Below are 22073 nucleotides of genomic sequence, written 5' to 3'. Positions count from 1 at the left end.
TGAATCGCATTTTAGCGGTGGGCAGTGTAGGCATTGATCCGAATTTCCCTCCATAATCGACGTCGCATTGAGCCGGTTCTTCAGTCTGAGGCGGCAGAGTGTGGCTTGGCTTGCCTCGCTATGGTCTCGGGATATTATAATCAACATGTATCACTTTCAGAATTGCGTCGAAGGCATCCAATTTCTCTTAAGGGCTCTACTTTAAAAACATTAATTTGTATAGCGGATGCGCTGGGTCTTTCGGGTAGGCCAATAAGACTGGAATTGGATTATTTTCCTAAACTTAAAATTCCATGTGTTCTTCATTGGGACCTGTTGCATTATGTCGTCTTGAGTCGAGTAACTAGACGTTGGGTTGAAGTGCATGATCCCGCATGTGGGCTCCGTCGATTATCTTATGCCGAGGTCTCCAAGCATTTCACTGGCGTGGCGTTGGAGCTTACCCCCACGGCCAGCTTCCAAAGACGGGAGGTGGTGGAGCGGGTGCGTCTCTCCGACCTGTGGTCTAAGGCGGCGGGATTCATCCCTAGCCTGATTCAGATTCTGCTGCTGTCAACGTTGTTGGAAGTGTTCGGCTTGCTCTCCCCCCTGGTCAATCAGATGATCGTGGACGACGCGATCGCCAAGGGTGAGCTGGATCTGCTGAACGTTATCGCCTTGGGCGCCGCTTTGCTGATGCTCATCCAGACGGGGACCACACTGCTGCGAGGTTATGTGCAGATGCATTTCAGCACTCTGCTGACCTTCCAGATGCGGGGCAACTTGTTGCGTCATGCCCTACGCTTACCCGTGCCGTGGTTTGAAAAGCGGCAGTTAGGCGACATCTTGTCCCGCTTCAATTCCCTACAGCCGGTGCAGGATCTGCTGGCCGGCGGCCTTGTTTCTGTGGTCCTGGATGGGGGCATGGCCGTCATCACCCTGGCGGTAATGGTGATATACAGCCCAAAGCTGAGCGCAGTAGCTGTGGTGGGGCTCACTGTGGTGGTGGGGGTGCGACTGGCAGCGTTTCCCTGGCTGCGGCGTCTGGCCAACGAGGGCATCCAGCACCAAGCCAAGGTGGACAGCGTGTTCCTGGAGACTATCCGTGGCGCCCGGGCGTTCAAGCTGTTCGGGCGGGAGCGGGAGCGCCACGCTGTGTGGCAGAATGCATATGCCGACAGCGTAAATAACACGATCCGCCTGCAGAAGGTGGGCCTCAATGGCGCGGCCGGTTTCTCCATCCTGTCAGGAACTCAGACACTGCTGGTGCTCTTTCTGGGCGCCAAGGCTGTCATCGCTGGCGAAATGTCCTTGGGCATGCTACTGGCCTTCCAATCCTACCGGGAGCAGTTTGCGGGCGCTGCCCAGTCCCTGGTTGCTCAATTTTTTAAGTTCCGCATGCTGGGCCTGCACCTGGAGCGCCTGGCGGACGCGGTGCACCAGGACCCGGAGGCGGGCCTGGACGCGGAGGTGCGGGAGGAGCGGCCGCTGACCGGCGCCCTGGCCCTGCGGAACCTCAGCTTCCGCTATGCCGAGCATGAGCCCTGGGTGCTGAAGGATGTGGCCCTGTCCATAGCGCCGGGCGAGTTCGTGGCCTTCGTCGGCCCCTCGGGCGGGGGAAAGTCCACCCTGCTGAAGCTGCTGATGGGCCTGTACCCGCCCAACGAGGGCGAGGTGCTGGTGGATGGCCTGCCGCTGACCGCCTTCGGCCTGCGGGCCTATCGGGAGCGCATCGGCGTGGTGATGCAGGACGACCAGCTTTTCGCCGGCACCATCGCGGACAACATCGCCTTCTTCGATCCCGACCTGGATCTGGAGCGGGTGGAGGAGGTGGCCAAGCTGGCGGCCATCCATGACGAGATCGTGCGCATGCCCATGGGCTATATGACCCTGGTGGGTGACCTGGGCTCCACCCTGTCGGGTGGGCAACAGCAGCGGGTGCTGCTGGCCCGCGCCCTGTACCGGCGACCCAGCGTCCTGTTCCTGGACGAGGGGACGGCCAACCTGGACATGCTGGCAGAGCGCCGCATCATGCAGGCGTTCGCCAACCTCGCCATCACCCGGGTGGTGGTGGCGCACCGGCCCACGGCCATCGAGGGGGCCGACCGTCTGTTCGCGGTGGAGGGCGGGCAGGTGCGGGAACTGGTGCGAGAGGTTCCCAGCCAGCCGCCGCACCTGGTGCCCACCTCACAGGCGCCGGAGGCCGTGCCATGACCGCCGGCCTGTTCCGTCCCGAGGCGGTGGAGAACCGCCGCCGGCGCCTATGGGGCGAGGTCATCATCGTGCAGCCGGTGAGCCACGGGGTGATGACGGCGGTGCTGAGCCTGTTCACCGTGGCGGCGGCCACCTACCTGGTGACCGGCACCTATGCCAAGACGGAGACGGTGCAGGGCTACGTGGCGCCGACCGGCGGCCTGGCGCAGGTCTACGCCAGCAAGGGCGGCATCGTGACGGCGGTGCTGGCGCACGAGGGTGATCTGGTGGCCCAGGGCCAGCCGCTGGTGGTGCTGTCGCTGGAAACAGCGGGCGCAGATGGCCCGGTGGGGGAGAAGCTGCGGTTGGAAACCCAGGCGCGCATCCGCGAGATTGACGCGCAGATCGCGGCGGCGGAGGCGCGCTACGCCGAGGAGGGGCGCCGCCTGGCCGCCCGGCTGAAGGGCATCGCGGAGGAGCTGTCCAGCCTGGACCAGCGCTTGGTATCGGAACGGGACCTGCAGGTGCTGCAACGGGACGACGTGACCCGCTATGCCGAGCTGGAAGCCCGGGGCAACGGCACACGGCTGGAGCTGTCGCGGCGCAAGCAGCAGGTGCTGGCGCAGGAAGGCGCGATCCGGGAACTGGAACGCCAGCGGGAATCCCGCCGGGGCGACCTCCGGGACACGCAATCGCAACTGGCCACGCTGCCGGCGGAACGGGCGGACAAGCTGGCGCAACTGCGCGGCGCGCGCAGCGAGCTGGAACAGTCGCTGGCCCAGTTGGAGGTGAATCGAGGCTACGTCATGGTGGCGCCGGTGGCTGGCCGGGTGGCGGCGCTGCAGGCGCAGCCTGGCCAGACGGCGACGGCGCAATCGCCGCTGGCGGCCTTGGTGCCGGCGGGCAGCGACCTGGAGGCTAACCTGCTGGTGCCGTCGCGGGCGGCAGGGTTGATCCAGCCGGGGCAGGAGGTGTGGTTGCGCGTGGACGCCTTCCCCTACCAGCGCTTCGGCGCGGTGCGGGGCCGGGTGGTGCAGGTCAGCCACGCCACCTACCGCGAGGGCGAGCTGCTGGCGCCTATCTCCTACAAGGACCCGGTGTACCGGGTGACCGTGAGCCTGGAGCGCACCAGCGTCACCGCCTATGGCGAGGACCGGCCGCTGACCTCCGGCATGACCCTGACCGGCGATGTCGTCACCGACCGCCGACACTTCATCGACTGGGCGCTCGATCCCATACGCTCAGTACATAATAAATCGTAGTTTGTATTAGCGACTTACACGTACGCAAACTGTCTCAGGGTGACGACATGATGTTTGAGGCGTTAAAGTGTGCGCTGAGTGATATGAACACTAATGATTTAGATGATTATGGCGAAATAATGAGCTCTGATTTAATTTCTGGTGAGTCCAGCCGCGCCCGAATGTCTACGGAAAATTTGGATTTTCACTATGATAACAACCTAAAAAGTTGGTGCCTATCACAGTATGCTCGGGAATTTGTTGGTGCGCGAGCTCTAGAGTTTGTTGCCAAAAGAATCAATAACGGGAGTGTAAAATCGCTAGTCAGTCAGCATTCAAAAGATGAAGATAGGCATGCCGCCATTTTTCTCGCGCTAGCCAACACTTTGGGGGGGTGTCAGAATTCTGACTGTGTCAATAAGATAGAGAAGTCAATGGCGGAAGTGGAAAGAATCACAAATAGAGAAGCATTCAATTTTTTTAATTTTATTGTTGATACTCATATATCTGAGGTTGATAGTCTTTATAAGTTATCTGTTTTATGTAAATTATTAGGGCCCAACTCAGAAAATAGAAAAAAAACAGCAATATTTAGTAGAATTATGCAAGATGAGGCATTTCATGTATTGTATACCGCGAAAATAATTGTATTGTATAGCAGATCTATTAATTGCAAATGTAAAATGAAAGAGTATGCGAAAAATTCTGCAGTGAATTTTTTTTTAGAGACCGGCCATGAATAATAATATTTTAATATCAACCAAAAGCAACGACGCCATGTCTCAAGCTGTTGCGGCAATGTTAACAACTTTAGGATTCTCTCCGCATTTGTACTATGCGGCAACACTTCCTATGCAAGATAAAAATTCTATCTATATTGATGAATCCGTGAATTTTCATTCTGAGAATATGCCAAATATTTTGCCAGAAACCGGATTTAGGTCAATTTGGATGCGCCGACCAGACAGTCCATATCTATATGGTGTTAATACAGATGAAGATGACCGTAAATATATAAATGAAGTGTTGTATTCATATTCATCGAGCCTAATGTCTCTTCTTGTTCATAAATACACAAGAACAGCATTCTGGGTTAATACTATGAACGGAAGATTCATGGCGAGTTCAAAGGCCCTGCAATTGAAACTTGCTAAAGAGGAAGGATTATCTATACCTCCCACAGTCATCACAAATTCTCCCGTATCTTTACGTAGATTTCATGAGAAGCATGGTGCATTGATATGCAAGCCCTTGGTCATGGGGGGGTGGGGGACGTTCGAGAACGGGCGAGCAATATCTTTTGCTGCTAAAGTTGACGACATTGATGATCTGCCGGACGATTCTATTCTTATACAGCCTGCTATATATCAGCCATATATAAATAAGTTGTTTGAAATACGTGCTACATTCTTCGGTGGTGTATGCTTCTCCGTAGCAATAGATACACAGTCAAACAGTGCATCTAAAATAGATTCTCGAGGTGTCGTTTGGGACAGTAGCAATTGCACACCATTCGATTTGCCAAATGATATTCAGCAGATGTGTCAATCTGTTATGCGGTCCCTTGGTATTGTATATGCAACAGCCGATTTTATAGTTAATAAAGAAGGAGAGGTTATTTTCCTGGAAATGAATGAAGCAGGTCAGTCTTTATTTATGGAGCAAGCTTTTCCTGGCTTCCCAATTCTTCATTCGTTTAGTCATTTTCTTGCATATGGAAATCTTGAAAACTGGCATCATCGGGAAAATCTTACTCTAATTGATATTGAGCGTAGCGATATTTATAAAGAATTGCGCTCTAAAGCGCGTCTTTGGGTATCTTCACCCAGCCTCTAAAATCAATGGAGAGTGGATATGATTAAAAAGAGCAATGATACGCAGGTGAAGTCTGTACACAGAGTGTTGGCCCGCAATCTAACACCAGACGAAATACTGGCTGTTTCTGGAGCGCCGTCCTCTGGAGGTACCAGCCATCAAACAGTTGCTCAAGATGGGTCGCTCGGAGGTACGGACGGTGACGTTGGCGGTACTTGGTCGTGGAAATAAGCATTGAATGAGAGACTGGGGCGGCGACCGGGTGGTCGCCGCCTTTTATTAAGAGAGGATATCAATGATGTTTCGTCATTTTCCCGGAATTTTTCTTATTTTATTAATATTAATGCCATTTATGGCGGAATGCAAGACATGGAAATCTTGAAAACTGGCATCATCGGGAAAATCTTACTCTAATTGATATTGAGCGTAGCGATATTTATAAAGAATTGCGCTCTAAAGCGCGTCTTTGGGTATCTTCACCCAGCCTCTAAAATCAATGGAGAGTGGATATGATTAAAAAGAGCAATGATACGCAGGTGAAGTCTGTACACAGAGTGTTGGCCCGCAATCTAACACCAGACGAAATACTGGCTGTTTCTGGAGCGCCGTCCTCTGGAGGTACCAGATATCAAACACTTGCTCAAGATGGGTCGCCCGGAGTTACGGACGTTGGCGGTACTTGGTCGTGGAAATAAGCATTGAATGAGAGACTGGGACGGCGACCGGGTGGTCGCCGCCTTTTATTAAGAGAGGATATCAATGATGTTTCGTCATTTTCCCGGAATTTTTCTTATTTTATTAATATTAATGCCATTTATGGCGGAATGCAAGACGTTGCAGACATCATATATTATCCCACCAGTATCAGAAGATCCTGATACAGCGGACGCTGCTAAATGGGTTCAAGAGGCGTCCTCCGATTGCGGGGATAATATTATATGTTTATCGGCTAGAATGTCATTACTCAATTCAGCTATGGGTACCTTAATGGCGCTCCCATGTGCACAGACTGGTAATTGTTCAAAAGAGGAAGATGATGTTAAGAGTCGTGCGGAGTCTGAATTCATAAAGCTTAAGAGAAGTATTTTGAATGAAAATACTATCATTAACTCTGACATCTTATTGGAGCGTAATTATAATAATAACCGTTTAAATTATATAATAAATAAGTGGATGTCAGCAATTTTAAAAAAATGCGACGCTGGTGAGCGAACTTGTATATTGGGTCGCCTATGGCTGATGACTCAGGCAGATCAAGCGGTGAGAAATGTCGCTCCGTGTGGTGGTAAGAGTTCTTCTGCATGCGTTTCCGATAGATTTCGCGCCATAAATGATATAGACTCCAAGTTAAATGAGATGAAGAAAACTATAATTTCCCAAGTAAAATGGCCTGTCAGCAAAATTTGGGGGCAGACCGCTAGTTATGATGCTTGGATTCTGGTTCAGCATATGGATAATGATTATCTATATCAAAAATCTGTCCTTGCTTTCCTATTAAGTCAGCCTTGCCTGCCTTCTCAAGAGCGCCAGGACGTCGCCTATATTATAGATAGGGTTGAGTTAGCCCAGAATAAGAAACAATTATATGGAACTCAAGGGAAGTGTATAAATGGACGATGGGAGCAATTCCCAACAGAAAATAATGATAGCCTGAATGTAAGACGCCAAGAACTCGGAATGGAAACTATAGAAATATACTCTAAAAAAGCAAGTTCTATTTGCGGCCAATAGAATTATCAATTGTAAGAACTTGTTCAAACTGTAAAAATTTGGTGGTTTTTCCATCATGTTATGCTATCGGCGAGCTGTTTTTAGGTCAGATTCAGGATAATAATTCTATTGCTTTTGAGTATAATCACAGAAAGCTTGGGCGCAACTTATACGAGCTTGCGGTAACTGAGACTCCTGCCGGAGATTCCCAAGGCGGTGCAAATATGAGTCACTCTGGCAACTCCTTGGAGGTTTGCCACGGCAGTGAATTGCCGACGGCACCATTACGCCGCTGCCCGGAACAGCAAGTTAAGATGGTTGCGGGCCCCCGCAACCAGAGCGAAAGCCCGCGAGCCTCAATAGTTCGCGGGCTTTTTGCTGGTCCGCCCGCACAGGTTCGGCGGCATGAGAACGGAAGATTCCGGCCGCCACGGCCTCTTGTGGCAGTATTGATGGGCATGCCAGTGGCAGCGGCGGAGCTGGCTGGTGCGCTCCCCGCCTTATTGGACAGCAACCCGCTGGCGTCAGTGTTTCCCCCCGCCAACCTTGGCGGCGGTCAGCTCGATCTCCACCAGGGCGCCTGGCAGCACAAGGGCCGCCACCTTCACGGTGCTGCGCGCCGGCTTGTTGGGCTGGGCCGCCGTGCCGAAATACTGCGTCCAGGCCGCTTGCAGGCCGGCGAAGTCAATATCCCCGCCCTTGTTCGGGTCGCCGGCCAGGAAGACGTGGGCCTGGACCACATCGCCCAGGCCATAGCCCAGGCCCTCCAGCGTGGCCTTCAGCTTCGACAGGACGCTCAGCGTCTGCGCCTGCGTGTCGCCATAGGCCTGGACGCTGCCCTTGGGCGCGGTCGGGTCGATCACGGCGGGCAGCGCGCCGCTGAGATAGACCGTCTCCGCCCCGGCGGGCACGGTGACGGCGGCGGCGATGGGGCTATCGGCGTTGGGTCCCTGGGTGCGCACGATGCCGGTTTCGGCCCGGGCATTAGCGGTGGCGGCCGGAACGGCGGCCAACAGGGCCAGGGCGGACAGCAGGATGGATGGGCGCATCTTGTTTGGTCTCCTCATGAGGTGTCAGCCGTGTCGCGCGGTTTTGGGGGCCCGGCCGGCCAGGGCGTCGGCGGCGACCCGGCGGGCCAGTTCCACCACCGTGCGCTGGGCCGCCAGGACACCACCCTCCTGCCAACTGGGCAACTGGCTGAGATGGGCGCCGCTGAAATAGACGCGGCCGGCGGGTTGATTCAACAGGGCGTAGGCGGCCGGATCGTTGCCGTCCTGGTCCCAATGCAGCCAGGGGCCCAGGTTGAAGGGCACCTTGGTCCAGTTCACCACCACCGGCTTGACGAGATCGGCGCCGTGGCCCGGATGCAGGCGGTCCACCGAGGCGCGGGCGAGGGCGACCTGCTCCGCCAGCGGCCGCTTCTGGAAGGCGGTGGCCGTCGCGCCGGCATTGTAGGTGGCCACCAGCAGGCCCCGGTCCTGGTGATAGCCGCCGCTGGGATACCACACCAGGGAGGTTTCCCCGCCGGTGTAGGAGATGCCGCCGTAAATCTGCTCCCGCTCCCAAAAGCGTGGCGCCTCGAACGCCACCTTGTTGGCGGCGTCATAAACGGCGCCGGCGATGGCGGCTTTCACCGCGGCGGGGAAATCGCTGTCGATGCCGGCCAGGACGGGCAGGGGAATGGTGACCACGGCATAGTCGGCGGCCAGTTCATGTCCCTGTCCCGTCCGCCCGTCGCGGTACCGGATGGTGACGCCGGTGGGGGCGGGGCGGATGCGGTCCACCACCGCGTTCAGGCGGGGCGGGGCCTTCAGCGCCTTGGCCAGCGCCACCGGGATGCGGTCCATGCCGCCCACGGGCTGGAACATGGTCGCCTGCATCAGGATGTTTTCCTCGAACAGGATGGCGGGGGGCACCGTGTCCTCCCCCAGCAGGTCGCGCAGGGGCAGGGGCGCCCGCTTTGTTCCCACCTGGTCGGCCGCCCCTGGCGGCTGGACATAGCCCGAGCGGTCGGAGCCGTCATAGCGTCCCTCCGGCGACAGGTCGCCATAGGATTTGAGGAAGGCCAGCAGCCGTTCCTTGTCCTCCGCCGTCAGTTCCTGGTCCAAGGCACCTCGCCGGGTGGCCTTGGCCAACAGCTCCGACAACCCGCCGCGCACGTCGTTCACCGCCTGGCGCTGTTGGATGGGGCGGCCGCCGTTGGCGGTCCTGGTCTGGATCAGGGCGCTGCGACTGCTGTTGACCTCCACCTCCAGCGGCACCTTGAGATCGCGAACATAGCCGAGCAGGCCCTGGTGATGGCTGGGGATGCGGGCGGGGCCGGCGTTGAAGTAGAGGCCGGGCGACAGCCGCGCCGTCTGGTCGGCTTCCCCCATCAGCGTGATGCGGTCGCCGTCGCGGATGGACCAGGTTCGGCCCCCCACGCGGTCACGGGCCTCCAGCATCACAACATCGAAGCCGGCGCGCTCCAGCTCATAGGCCGCCACCAGCCCGGCGATGCCGGCACCCAGCACGACGACGCGGCGCCCCGTCCCGGTGGCGGCGGGCAAAGCCGGCGGGCCGGCGTAAGCCGTGGGCACGGGTGTCAGCCCCAGTGCCGTCATAGTGCCATAGGCGGCGGCATAGCCGCCCCATTGCGCCGCGCGCGCCAGCAGTCGCCGACGGGTTATGGCCATCTGTGAGTCCTCCACGCATCCTTTTGCTGGGGGAGACAGTGCCGGCGACAGGAAAGAGGCGATATTGAATTAAAATTAACAGCCTTATCAGTTTATTCGATTGTTCAATATTTTAAAAATGCCACAGCCATTTCCGAAGTCGGCGCCCTCCATAAAGTGAAATCAGATGCAGGTGATAGGTCAGTATCGGCATCGCCGCTCATAATTTGACAGGCCCTCAACGAACACATTGAGCGATGCAATTTGTACGGTGGGCGCGGGGGCGGCAACCCTGGGGCATGGTCGCCGCGACCCGTCATGGCAGCGGCAAGCCATTCCAAAAATCCAATGAAGAAAATCCGAAGGGGTCCCCTCATGCCGTCATCCGTCTCGCGTCCATCACGCCCTCTGGTCCGTCTTCCGGCCCGTCTCCTGGCCGGCAGCGGCCTTCTCGCGCTGGCGGCGGGCTTCCCCGTCACCGGCTGGTCCGCCGCCAGCGACGCCAACCCGGCGCCCGCCGCCGCCGCTGATGACCTTAACGAAATCATTGTCACCGGCACCCGCGAGGCTGGGAAACGGGTGCAGGACAGCCTGACCTCCATCGAGGTCCTGGGCGGCGAAACGCTGCAGGCCACCGGCCAGACCAACCTGCTGGACGCCTTGCGCGGCACCTTGCCGTCCTTCACCGCCGACCAGTTCGGCGGCGATGTCGGCAACCTGGTGCGGTCCGCGCGCCTGCGGGGCTTGAGCCCCGGGCAGACCCTGGTGCTGGTGAATGGCAAGCGGCGGCACAACTCCGCCAACATCTATGCCGACGGCGGGCCCAACGGTGGTTCCAACCCTGCCGACCTTGACTTCATCCCCCTGGATTCCATCGACCATATCGAGGTGCTGCGCGATGGCGCCGCCGCCCAGTACGGGTCCGACGCCATCGCCGGCGTCATCAACATCATCCTGAAGAAGTCGGACAGCGGCACGCACGTCTCCACCCTGGGCGGCATCACCGGGCGGGGCGACGGCGCCACGGCCCAGGGCTCCGTCTTCCACGGCTTCGACCTGGGTGACGGCGGCTTCATCAACGTGACGGCCGATTACCGCCACCACGACTTCACCAACCGCACGGGCGACGATCCCCGCGCCCCGTCAGGCACCGTGGTCAAGGGGCGCATCTATGGCGACCCGCTCAGCGACGTGGTCAACATCGGCTATAACGCCGAGGCGCCGCTGACCCCCAGCGTCACCTTTTACAGCTTCGGCACGGCCAGCCACCGGTCGGCCGAATCCTATGAGAACTGGCGGCCCGGTTCCCGCATTCCCGCCCTTTGGCCCAACGGCTTCTTCCCCGAGGAGACGGCCGACGAATACGACGTCGGTTTCACCTTGGGTGCCCGGGGCGACAACCTGGCCGGCTGGCGGTGGGACCTCAGCAGCACCTATGGCCATGATTGGCTGGCCATCGGCGTCATCAATTCCGGCAACCCCAACCTGGCCAATGCCGGCAGCGGATTCTACAACGCCTCCTATGCCAAGCAGACCAGCTTCAACGCCGGCAAGCTGGTGTCCACTCAGCAGACCACCAACCTGGACCTGGTGCGGGAGTTCGACGTCGGCCTGTTCGCCAAGCCGGTGAACGTCGCCTGGGGCCTGGAACACCGGCATGAGGTGTATGAAGTCGACGCCGGCGAATACGCCTCCTACGCCGCGGGCGGTTCCGCCTCCTACGCCGGCTTCACCCCCACGGACGCCCACACGGCGGATCGCAACAGTGCCGCGGGCTACATCGACCTGTCGACCCAGTTGCTGCGCAATTGGCAGTTCGAACTGGCCGGCCGTGTCGAGCACTATGACGACTTCGGCGACAGCGAAAGCGGGCGGGTGATCAGCCGCTATGACATCACGCCCTGGCTGGCGGTGCGTGGCGCCGTCGGCAACGGCTTCCGCGCCCCGACCCTGGCGCAGCAATACTTCTCCGCCCTGAACGTCAGCCCCACCTCGGCCTCGCTGCAGTTGCCGGTGAACTCCCCGGGCGCCAAGCTGCTGGGGGTCCAGGCGCTGAAGCCGGAAACGTCCACCGAATACAGCGCCGGCCTGGTGCTGGAGCCGGTGCCGGGCCTGCACGCCACCCTGGATTTCTATCAGATCGAGATCCAGAACCGCATCATCAACTCCGGCGCCCTGTCGGGCTCCCTGGCCCAGGCGGCCATCCTGGCCAACGGCGCCAGCCTGCCGGCCGGCATATCGGCGGGCAACACCTCCGTCACCTTCTATCTCAACGGCGTCGACACCCGCACCCAGGGCGCCGACCTGAACCTGGATTACACCACCGATCTGGCGAGCCTGGGCGCCATCAAGTGGACGCTGGCCGGCAACTACAACGTCACCAGCATCCTGAAGCAGCAGCCGGCGCCCAAGGCCCTGGCCGGCGTGACCATCCTGGACGCCACCGCCATCACCTCGCTGACCTCCTACGATCCGCGCAGCAAGATCTCTCTGGCCGCCAACTGGACGCTGGGGCCGTGGGACGTGACCCTGCGGGAAACGCGCTGGGGCCACAGCTATTACGTGGCGCATGATTACAGCAGCGTGGGCGACTACGTGGCCCGCGCCGTTAGCCCGGCCTTCCTGACGGACCTCAACATCGGGTATCGCGTCACGCAGGGTTTCCGTGTCGATCTGGGCGCGCAAAACCTGTTCGACCGCTATCCCGCCAAGACCAATCCGGCGACGCGCTGGTTCGGCATCAACGTCGACACCTATCCGCAGAACACGCCCTATGGCTTCAACGGCGGCTATTACTACGTGAAGCTGTCGGCGGATTTCTGATCGCAGGGTTCGGCTGGCCCGCCTGTCGCATCGGCGGGCCATCCTCCCGCCCGGTTCATCCCGGGTCCCTTGGGCGGCGGCTTCCTTCGGGGCCCGCCGCCCTTTTTTTGGTCAATGAAAGGGATGGATCGGAGGGGCGGCCCCCGCTGTCAACCCGCCTTGGCCCGGGCGAACAATTCGCCCATGCGCCAATGCAGGTTGGGGGACTGGCCCGCCCATTCATGCCATCCGGAATCACGGCGGAACTGGCCCAGCAGGCCGCTGGCGGCGATGGCCCCGGCGTCCACCGCCACCATTTCATCGCAATTGGGCGCGACATAAAGGGCGTCGGCCTCGCAATACAGTTCGCACAAGAAGCAAGTCTGGCAGTCCTCCTGCCGCGCGATGGCGGGAGGGGCATTCTTCCCCGGTTCCAGCACATTGGTGGGGCAGATCCGGACGCAGGCGTTACAGCCGGTGCAGCGATCGGCGAAGATGAGTTCGATCATGACAGCCTCACCGGGTCAGGCGACTTGAGTGGAAACGGCGGCGCCCTCCGGCGCCACCCATACGGCGTCCAGGCCGCCGCTCACCAGCCTGTGGGTCTGGGCGGGGTCCAGCGCCGCCGCGTCCTCCCGCCGGTGCAGGCCCCGGCTTTCCGTGCGGGCCAGAGCGCTGGCGGTGACCCAGCGGGCGCAGGCCACCAGGGCCGCCGCCTCCCGCGCCCGCACACGGGCCGTGGCGTCCCGGCCGGGTGCCAGATGGTCGCGCGCGGCACGCCACAGATCCGCCAGCGTGTCCGAGGATCGCCGCAGCACGGGTGCGCGGCGGAACAGGATCTTGTCGTAGGGCAGCATCTCTGATCGGACGCCGTCATACAGCTGCCGCGTCAGCTGGGCTGCTTGGGGCATGCCGGTGCCCTTGCCCTGGGTGGGCCGCAGGCCCGCACCCCCGGCGGCGTCCACCGCTTCCCCTGTCCGGCGCCCCCGGCCGTGCGCCAGCCGGGCGGCCGCCTGGCCGGCCCAGGTGCCGGAGGAGACGGCCCAGGCGGAGTTTTGCGCCCCGCCCCCGGAAACGGCGCCGGCGATCAGCTCCCGCGTGGCCGCGTCCCCGGCGGCATAGAGCCCCGGGACGTCGGTCTGGCAGTCCTCATCCGCCAGCCGCAGGCCGCCGGTGCCGCGCACCGTGCCCTCTCCATGCAGGGTGATGGGGAAGCGCTGGGTGAACGGGTCGATGCCCTGGCGCTGGAAGGGCAGGAGGATGGCGGGCTGGATCTGGTGCAGGATGGCGCGCAGGTCCGCTGGCATGCGGGCCAGCGTCGCATAGACCGGTCCGGCCAGCAGGGCGCGGGCCAGCGGCAGCGTCACGTCCGGATCGGTGCCGGTATCGATGGGGCGTCCCGCGGCGTCGAAATAATCGGCGAAGGCGTAAGAGGCGGACCGGGTCTGGGTGGAATGCCGCTCCGCCACCGTGTGGTAGGTCGAGAACTCCATGCCCGACAGCCGCGCGCCGGCCTCCGCCGCCATCAGGTGGCCGTCGCCCGTGTTGTTGCGGCTACCCAGCAGCTTGGCCAGGAAGGCGCAGCCGCCGGTGGCCACCACCACCCCGGCCGCGCGCACGGTCCAGTCCCGGCCCGCCGGCGGGGCTTCCTGCCGTTGAAGGCCCCGCGCGCCCGCGACCGCGCCATCGGCATGCAGCAGCAGTTCCAGGGCGGGGCTGTGGTCCAGGATGCGCACGCCGCGCACCTCGGCATAGCGGCGCAGGGCGCGGAGATACTCCGGCCCCCGCAGCGATTGGTAATGGGGCACGCCGCCGGCGGTGATGGAATGGTCGTAGTAATCCGCCAGGGTGGGCAGGGTGCGCCAAGTGGTGTCGATGATGCGCGCCATCCAGCGCGGATCGGCCAGGCCCAGGGCGCGGGCATTGCGCTCCCGCACCGCCTGCGCCCGCCGATCCGGATCGGGCGGCACCCACCAATGGTTGGGGCCGGCGGTGGCGGTGACGCCGCTGGTGCCGCAATAGCCCTTGTCGGCCAGGACGACCTCCGCCCCGGCCTCCGCCGCCGCGATGGCGGCCCAGCATCCGGCCAGGCCGCCGCCGATGATCAGGACGTCGGTTTCCAGCGTCAGGGACATCGTGCCGCCGCTCATAACAGGGGGAAGCCGAAGTCGACCAGGATCTGGCGCAGGCGGTGGCGGCCGGACAGGGCGGCGGGGCCGCGCACCCGCGCCGACACCGTTTGGCTCCACGCCGGGGCGTCGATGCCCTGCTGCGCGTAGAAGTCGCGAACCTGGGCGTCATAAGCGGCGGTGGCGGCCTCCACACCGGTCGCCACATAGCGTTCATGGTGCAGCACCACGCTTTGCGGCAGCCGGGGCTTCACCGCCGCCGGGCGTGCCGGATCGGCATAGCCGACGCACAGCCCGAACAGCGGCAGCACCTTGGGCGGCAGACGCAACTCCGCCGCCACCGCCTCCGTCTCATTGCGGATGGCGCCGATGTAGACGGTGCCCAGGCCCAGCGATTCCGCCGCGACCACGGCGTTCTGCGCCGCCATCGTCGCGTCGGTGATGGCCACGATCAGGGTTTCCAGATAGTCCAGCCCGGCGGCGTCGCCCACGGTGGCCTTGGCCAATCCGTCCAGGCGCGACAGGTCGGCCAACCAAACCAGGAACAGGGGGGCCTGCTCGATATGGGCCTGGTTCTGGGCCCAGGTGGCGAAGCGCGCCTTGCGGGCGGGATCGGTGACGGCCACCACGCTCCAGGCCTGAAGGTTGGAGGAGGTGGGCGCCGACTGCGCCGCCGCCACCAGCGTCTCCAGCGTGCCCTCCGGCAGGGGCGCGTCGCGGTACGCCCGCACCGACTTGTGCGACAGCAGGCCGGTCAACACCTCGTTCCACTGGTCGGGGCCCAGCGCTTCAGCGTCCAGCGGGCTGTCCGCGCCATAGCGGCGGGCCAGCAGGTCGGCCGCCGGATGCGGGCGACTGGTCACGCCTCGGTGGGCGAAGGCCGGGATGATGGCGGCGAGCGTCATGGGCGGATCTCCTGGAACATGGAAGGGGTCAGGGATTCAGGGTGAAGCTGCGGTCATAGGTCGGGGCCACGTCCACCCGGGTGGGGATGACGCCGGCGTCGAAATAGAGGTTCGCCACGGCTTGGTGCACGGCGATGGCGTCGTCGGTAACCGCTGGCAGCACCGTCACCTGTTGGCGGGAAAAGGTCAGCACAGCGACATCGAGGGGGGTGCCGGTGTCGCGGGCGTAGGCCTCCGCCTGCTCTTGCCGATGGGCCTCCGCCCAGGCATAGGCGCGGCGGACGCGGGCGATGAAATCGATCAATTGGGCGCGTTTGGTGGCGATGGCGCTGTCGCTGGCGACGCCGCATTCCACCTCGCGCACGGTTCCCTGGCTGCCCACCAGGATACGCATATGGTCCTGGATCTGGGCGGCGGCGACATAGGGATCCCAGATGGCCCACGCGTCTATGGACCCCCTGCCCATGGCGGCCTTGGCGTCGGCCGCCGACAGGTAGACCAGGGTGACATCGGCCAGCGGCACGCCCGCTTGCTTCAGGGCCGCGACCACCAGCAGGTGGCCCGGGGAACCCCGCACCAGGCCCACGCGATGTCCGCGCAGGTCGGCCACGGCATGGATGGGCGCCTTCTCGGGCACGATGATGGCCGCACCCCCCTGGCCGAAATCCCACACGTTGATGGTCTTCAGCCGGGCGCCGGCGGCCAGGGCGAAGGTGGTGGTGGCGTCGCCGACATAGCCGAAGTCGATGGCGTCGGCGTTCAGCGCCTCCACAAGCGGCGCGCCCACCGGGAACAGCGCCCATTCGATACGATAGGGCACATGCTCCAGCTCGCCCGCCGCCTTCAGCAGGACCTGGACGGCGCCGCGCTGATCGCCCACGCGCAGGGGGGACAGCTCGGTGGCGACGGCGTGCCCGGCCAAAACCGCCAACACCAGGCCGAGCGCGACCGCCTTAAAGCGCCGCATAATCGGCCTGGTCCGCGATCAGCACCCGCTCGACCACTCGGGGGAAGTCGCCATAGTTGCGCACGGCATAGTGCACGGCGGCGCGATTGTCCCAGAAGGCGAGGGAATGGGGCCGCCAGGAGAAACGCACCTGATATTCCGGGCGCTTGTACTGGTTCAGGATCAGGGCCAGCAATTCCCGGCTCTCCGACAGTTCGAGGCCCAGGATCTGCGGCTTCTGGGAAAAGTTGACCCACAGGATGGTGGCGCCGGTTTCGGGATGGCGGCGGGCCACGGGGTGGGCGACGATGGGATAGTCCTTGCCCACGCGGTTCAGCGCCTCGCGGAAATCGTGGGTGACATGCAGGCCTTCCAGGCGGTGCTTCACGTCGTCCGGCAGGCCATCATAGGCCGCCTCCGCATCGACCCAGATGGTGTCGCCGCCCACATCGGGAATGGTGACGCCGCGCAGGACCGCGCCCCAAGCCGGCACCAGGCGCCAGCTGGTGTCGGTATGGTACTTGTCCTCGTGCGCGGTGTCCGGCTTGCCCGCCTGGGCCGCCGCCTCTTTCCGTGCCTTCTCGTACTTGGCGAAATCCGCCGCCGTGATGCCGTGGATCTGGGGGTGATTGTCCACGCCGGCGGTGGTGGGGTGGGCATAGATCGGGCCGAACTGCCGGGCGAAGGCCACATGCTGGTCGCGGGTGATGCCCTGGTCGCGGAAGAACACGACCTTGTGGCGCAGCACAGCGGCCTTGATGGCGTCCCGGGTGCCCTCATCCAGCGGCTGGCGCAAATCCACGCCACTGATCTCCGCCCCGATGGTGGGTTGCAGACGCCTGATGGTCAGAGGGCCAAGGTCATTGTTGTCAGCTTGCCTCAACGAAACCGCGCTCATGTCATGCCTCCGGCCTGCGGTGGCGAGGCGGTCGCCACACGGTGTGTCCAAAATTGAAAATCACGCTTCTGGATCGAGAGTGTACGACCCGGGCGACGGCAAGAAATTTTAGAAATGGTGTATGCAGACTTTTATTTTCCAAATATCAGTATTTCCACCGCGTCTGCTTGAGGTTCGAAAGCCTCAAAGCGTCGCTCATCGGCCTCATTCAGAACTATTTGGGCGGGGCTGAACCGCGGCTCATTGGCGACAGTGCCTAATTTTTGAGCAGGTCGCCCAAAGGTGGAATCGCCTTTGGGCGTGAAGCTGCCCGTGGGACAGACTCAGCGAGAGTTGGCTGCGTCTGGTTTTACGCAGCCAACTCTAGCGTTGGGCACTGGGCAGCATGATTGTTGCCACCGCGCCGCCGTTGGTCGCGTTGCCGAAGGTCACAAGACCGCTGTGCTTGTCGACGATGGTCTTCACGATGCTGAGGCCCAGACCGGTCCCTTGCACAGTCCTGGCGTTATCGGCGCGGAAGAAGCGCTGTCCGACCTGGGGGAGTTGATGGGACGGGAAACCGATCCCCCTGTCCTCGACGGTTATGGTGATGGAACTGCCCTGCTGAACGGTGATGTGGACCGGTTGACCAGCGGGGGAATATTTTAACGCGTTGTCGAGAAGATTGCCGATCGCGGTTGCCAGCATCTCGCGGTTTCCCCGGACTTGCGCTGGTGTTTCGGGGAGCGCCGCGATGATCCGTCCATCTTCGTATTTTTGCGCCAGGAGGCGCATCAGATCGCGGACGATGCGGGCAAGGTCGACGAGATCCGCGTCGGACACCTCCAACTCGGCGCGCTCCGCCATCAGCAGGTTGTCCATCATGCCCCGCAGCCGGTCCACCGTGGCCCGGATGGTGTCCAGGCGGCGCGTGACCAGCGGTTGCGTCGGGTCGAGCAATTCCAGGCTCATCTCCGCCGACCGATCGATGATGGCCAACGGTGTCCGCAATTCATGCCCCAGCATGCCCAGGAACTGGCGCAGTTGGGCATGCATGCGGCGTTCCGCCGCCAGGCTCAGCGTTCGTTGTCTGAGCGTGGCGCTGAGTTGCGCACCCACCATGAACATGATGGAAAAAAAGGTCAGCATCATCACCACGGCCCCCTCCAACTGGAACCAGGGGAGAAAGCGGGGTGAAAGGACGAAGGAGGGGTCTGGATTGACCACCGCCGCCATCGCGCGTGCGACCAGGACGGCCATATGGCCGATCAGGGTTAAGATCAGGCATGTCCGCGCGCCACTGATTTGGTCACGGCTGCCGATGGCCTCGACCAGGGGGCGACTGTAAAAGCCAACGTATATGACCGTCGCCACTAACACTCGAATGAGTGTGCTGTCCCCGTCGCCCCACTGCACCAGTTCCCAGAACAGCGCCGTGAAAACCGTCATGCCCAGGACCCAGCCGCGCCTGGATCGCCCCCCAAGCAGTTCCACCATGCCATCCGTCACCAGCCCGATGGCCAAGGTCATCGCGGTGTTGCCGGCGGTGATGAGGTGGGGGTCCCGAAACACCATTAGGGCGAAGGCGGCGGTCAGCGCCAGGCATCCCGCCGACACCGACGCCAGCCCATGGAGTTCCCTGTATGCCCGCCACATCAGGAAGGCGGCGATGCAATTGCTTGCCGTCAGCACCCCGACAAAGACCATCGACGTCGCGATGTCCAGCATGGCGTTCCTTCCGTCAGCCGGCTGCGATCACGGTTGTCATCGCAGGCTGAGCGGCGCCGCGAAACCATAGCCCTTGCCATAGACGGCGCGAATGGGGGGCTCCTCCCCCGTCCGCTCGTCGACCTTCTGTCGCAGGCGGCGGACCAGAGTGGTCAGGCTACCGGTATTGAAGTCGCCGCCGTCCCCCAACCCCTTGGCCAGCCGGTCATGGTCGCAAACGTCAACCCCCGCCAACAGGGCCATCAAGGCAAGTTCCTTCGGTGTCAACGCCACCTTGTGGCCGCTGGGCGTGATCAGCACCCGGCCGCGCTGATCCAACGTCCACTCCGGCGTTGGCGGCGGGGGCGAGACGGGGAGCCTCTTGAGCACGTTCCGGATCGTGTATTCGATTTCCCGCAGGCTTGCGTGCTTCACCAAATAGGCGTCGCTGCCCGCCTCCAGCGCTTGCAGCTTGTCCTCCATGTCTTGGTGGGAGGTCAACACCACCACGCCGCAATGCAGGCCCCGTTGTGCACGAATTTCGGTCAGAAGCCGCACGCCATGCCCATCGGGTAGGCCCAAATCGAGGACCACCAATTCAAAGGCGGTCCTCGCCAAGTGCTGCCTGGCCTCGGCCAGCGTGCCGGCGCCGGTGACGGCGTAACCTTTCGCCTCAAGGAAAGCGATCAAGTCGTCCCGCAGCGACGCTTCATCCTCAATAATCAACAGACGCGTCATGTCTCGCTTTTTTCTTCCAGGCAATGACGAACCGGGACTGGACGATCCCACCGACAGCGACGACGGACGGCGACCACCCCGGTCCTCATCGTGAGGGCGGGGAACTGCCATCCCTTGGTCCATGACATCATCGCCTCCGATCCGAATCACTCCTATCACACCGGCGGCTCGTGATCCAGTTCACGCGCCAATAGGAAAAGGCGCGATCTGGTTTAAGCGATTTCTGCCTAAATGGCGACCAATATCTGCATTGGAAAATCACCAATATCACAGCATGCGCCAAATTAGTCCGTCATTAATTGCCATAATTGTCATTATTGGCATAATGTGGACAGGTATATTTCGTCTATATATTGGCACTATATTGACAGCTAATTCGGGAATGACACAGATCGGCCTGATTGTTCTTGGTGTCCAGGGCGCCCCGGGGTGGTGCCCCGGACACGGGGGGACAGGCCGGTTTGGATTAGGGGGCGGGCGGCAGGCCCACCCGCCCCATATTCGATCCGGCGCCGGTTCATATTTGGGGTGGGGAGTTTGGTGGCATGGCGTTGGGACGGATGGGGCGCGACCAAGGGGCCGCGAAGACGCGGCGTGTTCTGCTGCTGGGCGCGTCCGCCCTGGCCATCGGCATGGGGCTGGCGGCGCCAAGGTCAGCCCAAGCCTACTGCGGCAGCTTCTCCACCAGTCACACTATCGGAAGTGGCGCCAGTTGCACGGCCTTCACCTGGACGGGCTCCATGGGGGGCACCGTCGTCAACAACGGCACGCTGTTGGCCAACATCGACGACGGTCCTGACAATACTTTTATCGATTACCCTGGCTTCAGCGTAGCTGGCGGCAAGACGCTGACCGCTCTTATCAACAATCGCCTTATCACCGGTGTCGGCAGTGGCATCGTGCTGACGGGTAACGCCACCTCCACCACCACCAGCGGCACGGTCACCTACGGCATCAGCGCCTACACCACCATCGGCACCATCGTGAACAACGGCTCCGGCCGGATCGGGTCGGATTCCCTTAGCGCCATCAAGATCATAAACGGGGTGAAGATCGGCGGGATCACCAACGCCGGCACCATGCTGTCCTACGGCAACACCGCCTTCAACCTGCTCGGCGGCAGCATCGGCACGCTGACCAACAGCGGTAACATCTCCAGCACGACGGGCGGCGCCGTCGACGTCAACGTCATCACCACCATCAGCACCATCGGCACGCTGATCAACTCAGGCCTCCTGCAGGGCAATGCCCGCGGCACGGGCGCCTTGAACGTCTTCGGCGTGGTCGGTTCGGTCAGCAATTCCGGCACCATCCTCAATGATTCCGGCCCAGGCGTAGAGGTCAGGAACTACGGCGGTTTCGGTCCCACCGCCATCTACCACAGCCATGTCGGGCAGGACGGTACCCTCAGCACGCTGACCAATTCCGGGCTGATCAGCGGCACCGTCGGTGTTTCCATCGGGGCCGGCGGCTCGATCGTCAGTCTGGTGAACGCCAAAACCGGTACCATCCAGGGCGGCATCGTCATCGCGAAGACGACCGGCAATCCCTCGGTGACGCACAACGGCTCTCTGGGCGCCTTGTTCAACGCCGGTGTGATCATCGGCAATGTCGTCAACAATTCCTCCACCCCCTTGAGCATCACGGGCGGTTCGGGCACCACCATCGGCACCTTTACCGGAACCTCCGGCAAGGGCTCGATCATCAGCACCCTGGGCAACATCGTGCTCACGGGCGGCAACCTGCTGTTCAACGACAACATCAATGTCGGCACCGGCACCCTGGTCAGCCAGGGCACCAGCCTGACCATCACCGGCGGGTCCACCATTGCCGGCAGCTATAGCCAAGGCGCGGGTACCCTGGCCTTGCTCAATGGCGGCCTGGTGGTCACGGATGCGGCCAGCATCACCGGCGGCACGGTGATCGCCAGCCTATCGTCCACCGGCAATTACGTGCCGGGCCAGGCTAGTTCCACCCTGCTCCAGGGTGGGGCGGGTTCCAGCTACAGCGGTGTCAGCCTTCGGGCGGGCACCGGCGGCCTTGGCCTGACGTCGGGCGTCATCGGCAACGCCCTGGTCGCGTTCAGCGCCAACGACTATATCGGCGGCACCCTGGGCGGCGTGGTCAACTCCCAAACCATCGCCGGGATCGACACCGCCCTCTATGTCGCCAGCAGCGGCAGCCTGGGCAGCGTCAGCAACACCGGCCTGCTGAACGGGACCAACAGCGGTGTCGCCAACTATGGGACCATCGGCCTTGTCACCAACGGCGCCACCGGCACTATCGCCGGTGGCGTGAACGCCCTCTATAACGACACCAACGGCGTCATCGGCACGCTGGCCAACAGCGGTACGATCACCGCCAATTCCGTTGGCAT

16 protein-coding genes are annotated in these 22073 nt (G+C 61.8%); 7 read left to right on the top strand and 9 right to left on the bottom strand.

Annotated features, from left to right (window positions below):
- Nucleotides 1-33: 33 nt before the first annotated feature.
- From FBZ90_RS25840 to FBZ90_RS25820, 5 genes are all read left to right on the top strand, one after another.
- The gene (locus FBZ90_RS25840; protein WP_145736276.1) at nt 34-2193 is read left to right on the top strand and encodes a peptidase domain-containing ABC transporter; all 2160 of its coding nucleotides are present in this window, start codon (nt 34-36) and stop codon (nt 2191-2193) included.
- The gene (locus FBZ90_RS25835; protein WP_145736274.1) at nt 2190-3434 is read left to right on the top strand and encodes an HlyD family secretion protein; all 1245 of its coding nucleotides are present in this window, start codon (nt 2190-2192) and stop codon (nt 3432-3434) included. Before FBZ90_RS25840 ends, FBZ90_RS25835 begins: the two co-directional genes overlap by 4 nt.
- 47 nt (nt 3435-3481) lie before the next feature.
- Complete coding sequence (locus tag FBZ90_RS25830; protein WP_145736272.1) at nt 3482-4156, top strand: hypothetical protein; 675 nt, start codon at nt 3482-3484, stop codon at nt 4154-4156.
- Nucleotides 4149-5249, top strand: a complete 1101-nt coding sequence (locus FBZ90_RS25825) for an ATP-grasp domain-containing protein (RefSeq protein WP_145736270.1) — start codon at nt 4149-4151, stop codon at nt 5247-5249. The genes FBZ90_RS25830 and FBZ90_RS25825 overlap by 8 nt, the downstream gene beginning before the upstream one ends.
- Before the next feature lie 738 nt (nt 5250-5987).
- A complete protein-coding gene (locus FBZ90_RS25820; protein WP_145736268.1) occupies nt 5988-6959 on the top strand; it encodes a DUF6624 domain-containing protein in 972 nt (323 codons plus the stop codon).
- Between the two features lie 503 nt (nt 6960-7462).
- On the opposite strand, the gene FBZ90_RS25815 is transcribed toward FBZ90_RS25820, so the two are convergent.
- Nucleotides 7463-7987, bottom strand: coding sequence for a RidA family protein (locus tag FBZ90_RS25815; protein ID WP_145736266.1), 525 nt, complete (start codon nt 7985-7987; stop codon nt 7463-7465).
- 24 nt (nt 7988-8011) lie between these two features.
- Entirely contained in the window at nt 8012-9613 is a 1602-nt protein-coding gene (locus FBZ90_RS25810; protein ID WP_145736263.1) for a flavin monoamine oxidase family protein, read from the bottom strand.
- Nucleotides 9614-9967: 354 nt separating this feature from the next.
- Between FBZ90_RS25810 and FBZ90_RS25805 the strand changes: the two genes are divergently transcribed.
- On the top strand, nt 9968-12415 hold the full coding sequence (locus FBZ90_RS25805; protein ID WP_186456050.1) for a TonB-dependent receptor plug domain-containing protein: 2448 nt from the start codon (nt 9968-9970) through the stop codon (nt 12413-12415).
- A 149-nt stretch (nt 12416-12564) separates the two neighbouring features.
- On the opposite strand, the gene FBZ90_RS25800 is transcribed toward FBZ90_RS25805, so the two are convergent.
- The 7 genes from FBZ90_RS25800 to FBZ90_RS25770 form a co-directional block, all read right to left on the bottom strand.
- Nucleotides 12565-12903 carry a 4Fe-4S dicluster domain-containing protein gene (locus FBZ90_RS25800; protein WP_145736259.1) on the bottom strand — a complete coding sequence of 113 codons (339 nt, stop codon included), beginning with the start codon at nt 12901-12903 and terminating at the stop codon, nt 12565-12567.
- A gap of 15 nt (nt 12904-12918) precedes the next feature.
- Nucleotides 12919-14529 (bottom strand): FAD-dependent oxidoreductase, encoded by a 1611-nt coding sequence (locus FBZ90_RS28730; protein WP_145736257.1) that lies wholly within the window; start codon nt 14527-14529, stop codon nt 12919-12921.
- 11 nt (nt 14530-14540) lie between these two features.
- Nucleotides 14541-15428 (bottom strand): NADPH-dependent oxidoreductase, encoded by an 888-nt coding sequence (locus FBZ90_RS25790; RefSeq protein WP_145736255.1) that lies wholly within the window; start codon nt 15426-15428, stop codon nt 14541-14543.
- 28 nt (nt 15429-15456) lie between these two features.
- Nucleotides 15457-16395 carry an ABC transporter substrate-binding protein gene (locus FBZ90_RS25785; protein ID WP_145736253.1) on the bottom strand — a complete coding sequence of 313 codons (939 nt, stop codon included), beginning with the start codon at nt 16393-16395 and terminating at the stop codon, nt 15457-15459.
- On the bottom strand, nt 16382-17272 hold the full coding sequence (locus FBZ90_RS25780) for a TauD/TfdA dioxygenase family protein (RefSeq protein ID WP_145736251.1): 891 nt from the start codon (nt 17270-17272) through the stop codon (nt 16382-16384). The genes FBZ90_RS25785 and FBZ90_RS25780 overlap by 14 nt, the downstream gene beginning before the upstream one ends.
- 363 nt (nt 17273-17635) lie before the next feature.
- The gene (locus FBZ90_RS25775) at nt 17636-18979 is read right to left on the bottom strand and encodes a sensor histidine kinase (protein ID WP_145736249.1); all 1344 of its coding nucleotides are present in this window, start codon (nt 18977-18979) and stop codon (nt 17636-17638) included.
- 36 nt (nt 18980-19015) lie between these two features.
- Nucleotides 19016-19696, bottom strand: coding sequence for a response regulator transcription factor (locus FBZ90_RS25770; protein WP_186456049.1), 681 nt, complete (start codon nt 19694-19696; stop codon nt 19016-19018).
- 545 nt (nt 19697-20241) lie between these two features.
- On the opposite strand from FBZ90_RS25770, the gene FBZ90_RS25765 reads away from it, so the two are divergent.
- Nucleotides 20242-22073, top strand: a 1832-nt coding sequence (locus FBZ90_RS25765; RefSeq protein ID WP_211102330.1) for a beta strand repeat-containing protein, incomplete at its 3' end; no start/stop codon positions are given.

Source organism: Nitrospirillum pindoramense, from assembly GCF_007827955.1.
Lineage (GTDB): Bacteria > Pseudomonadota > Alphaproteobacteria > Azospirillales > Azospirillaceae > Nitrospirillum > Nitrospirillum amazonense_B.
This window is presented reverse-complemented; position numbering and strand designations above follow the sequence as displayed.

Excerpts from the sequence above, each read along its gene's own strand:
- FBZ90_RS25775 (WP_145736249.1), bottom strand. The coding sequence starts at position 18,979 with ATGCTGGACATCGCGACGTCGATGGTCTTTGTCGGGGTGCTGACGGCA.
- FBZ90_RS25790 (WP_145736255.1), bottom strand. The coding sequence starts at position 15,428 with ATGACGCTCGCCGCCATCATCCCGGCCTTCGCCCACCGAGGCGTGACC.
- FBZ90_RS25785 (WP_145736253.1), bottom strand. The coding sequence starts at position 16,395 with ATGCGGCGCTTTAAGGCGGTCGCGCTCGGCCTGGTGTTGGCGGTTTTG.
- FBZ90_RS25770 (WP_186456049.1), bottom strand. The coding sequence starts at position 19,696 with ATGACGCGTCTGTTGATTATTGAGGATGAAGCGTCGCTGCGGGACGAC.
- FBZ90_RS25830 (WP_145736272.1), top strand. The coding sequence starts at position 3,482 with ATGATGTTTGAGGCGTTAAAGTGTGCGCTGAGTGATATGAACACTAAT.
- FBZ90_RS25780 (WP_145736251.1), bottom strand. The coding sequence starts at position 17,272 with ATGAGCGCGGTTTCGTTGAGGCAAGCTGACAACAATGACCTTGGCCCT.
- FBZ90_RS25825 (WP_145736270.1), top strand. The coding sequence starts at position 4,149 with ATGAATAATAATATTTTAATATCAACCAAAAGCAACGACGCCATGTCT.
- FBZ90_RS28730 (WP_145736257.1), bottom strand. The coding sequence starts at position 14,529 with ATGTCCCTGACGCTGGAAACCGACGTCCTGATCATCGGCGGCGGCCTG.
- FBZ90_RS25805 (WP_186456050.1), top strand. The coding sequence starts at position 9,968 with ATGCCGTCATCCGTCTCGCGTCCATCACGCCCTCTGGTCCGTCTTCCG.
- FBZ90_RS25835 (WP_145736274.1), top strand. The coding sequence starts at position 2,190 with ATGACCGCCGGCCTGTTCCGTCCCGAGGCGGTGGAGAACCGCCGCCGG.
- FBZ90_RS25800 (WP_145736259.1), bottom strand. The coding sequence starts at position 12,903 with ATGATCGAACTCATCTTCGCCGATCGCTGCACCGGCTGTAACGCCTGC.
- FBZ90_RS25820 (WP_145736268.1), top strand. The coding sequence starts at position 5,988 with ATGATGTTTCGTCATTTTCCCGGAATTTTTCTTATTTTATTAATATTA.
- FBZ90_RS25810 (WP_145736263.1), bottom strand. The coding sequence starts at position 9,613 with ATGGCCATAACCCGTCGGCGACTGCTGGCGCGCGCGGCGCAATGGGGC.
- FBZ90_RS25815 (WP_145736266.1), bottom strand. The coding sequence starts at position 7,987 with ATGCGCCCATCCATCCTGCTGTCCGCCCTGGCCCTGTTGGCCGCCGTT.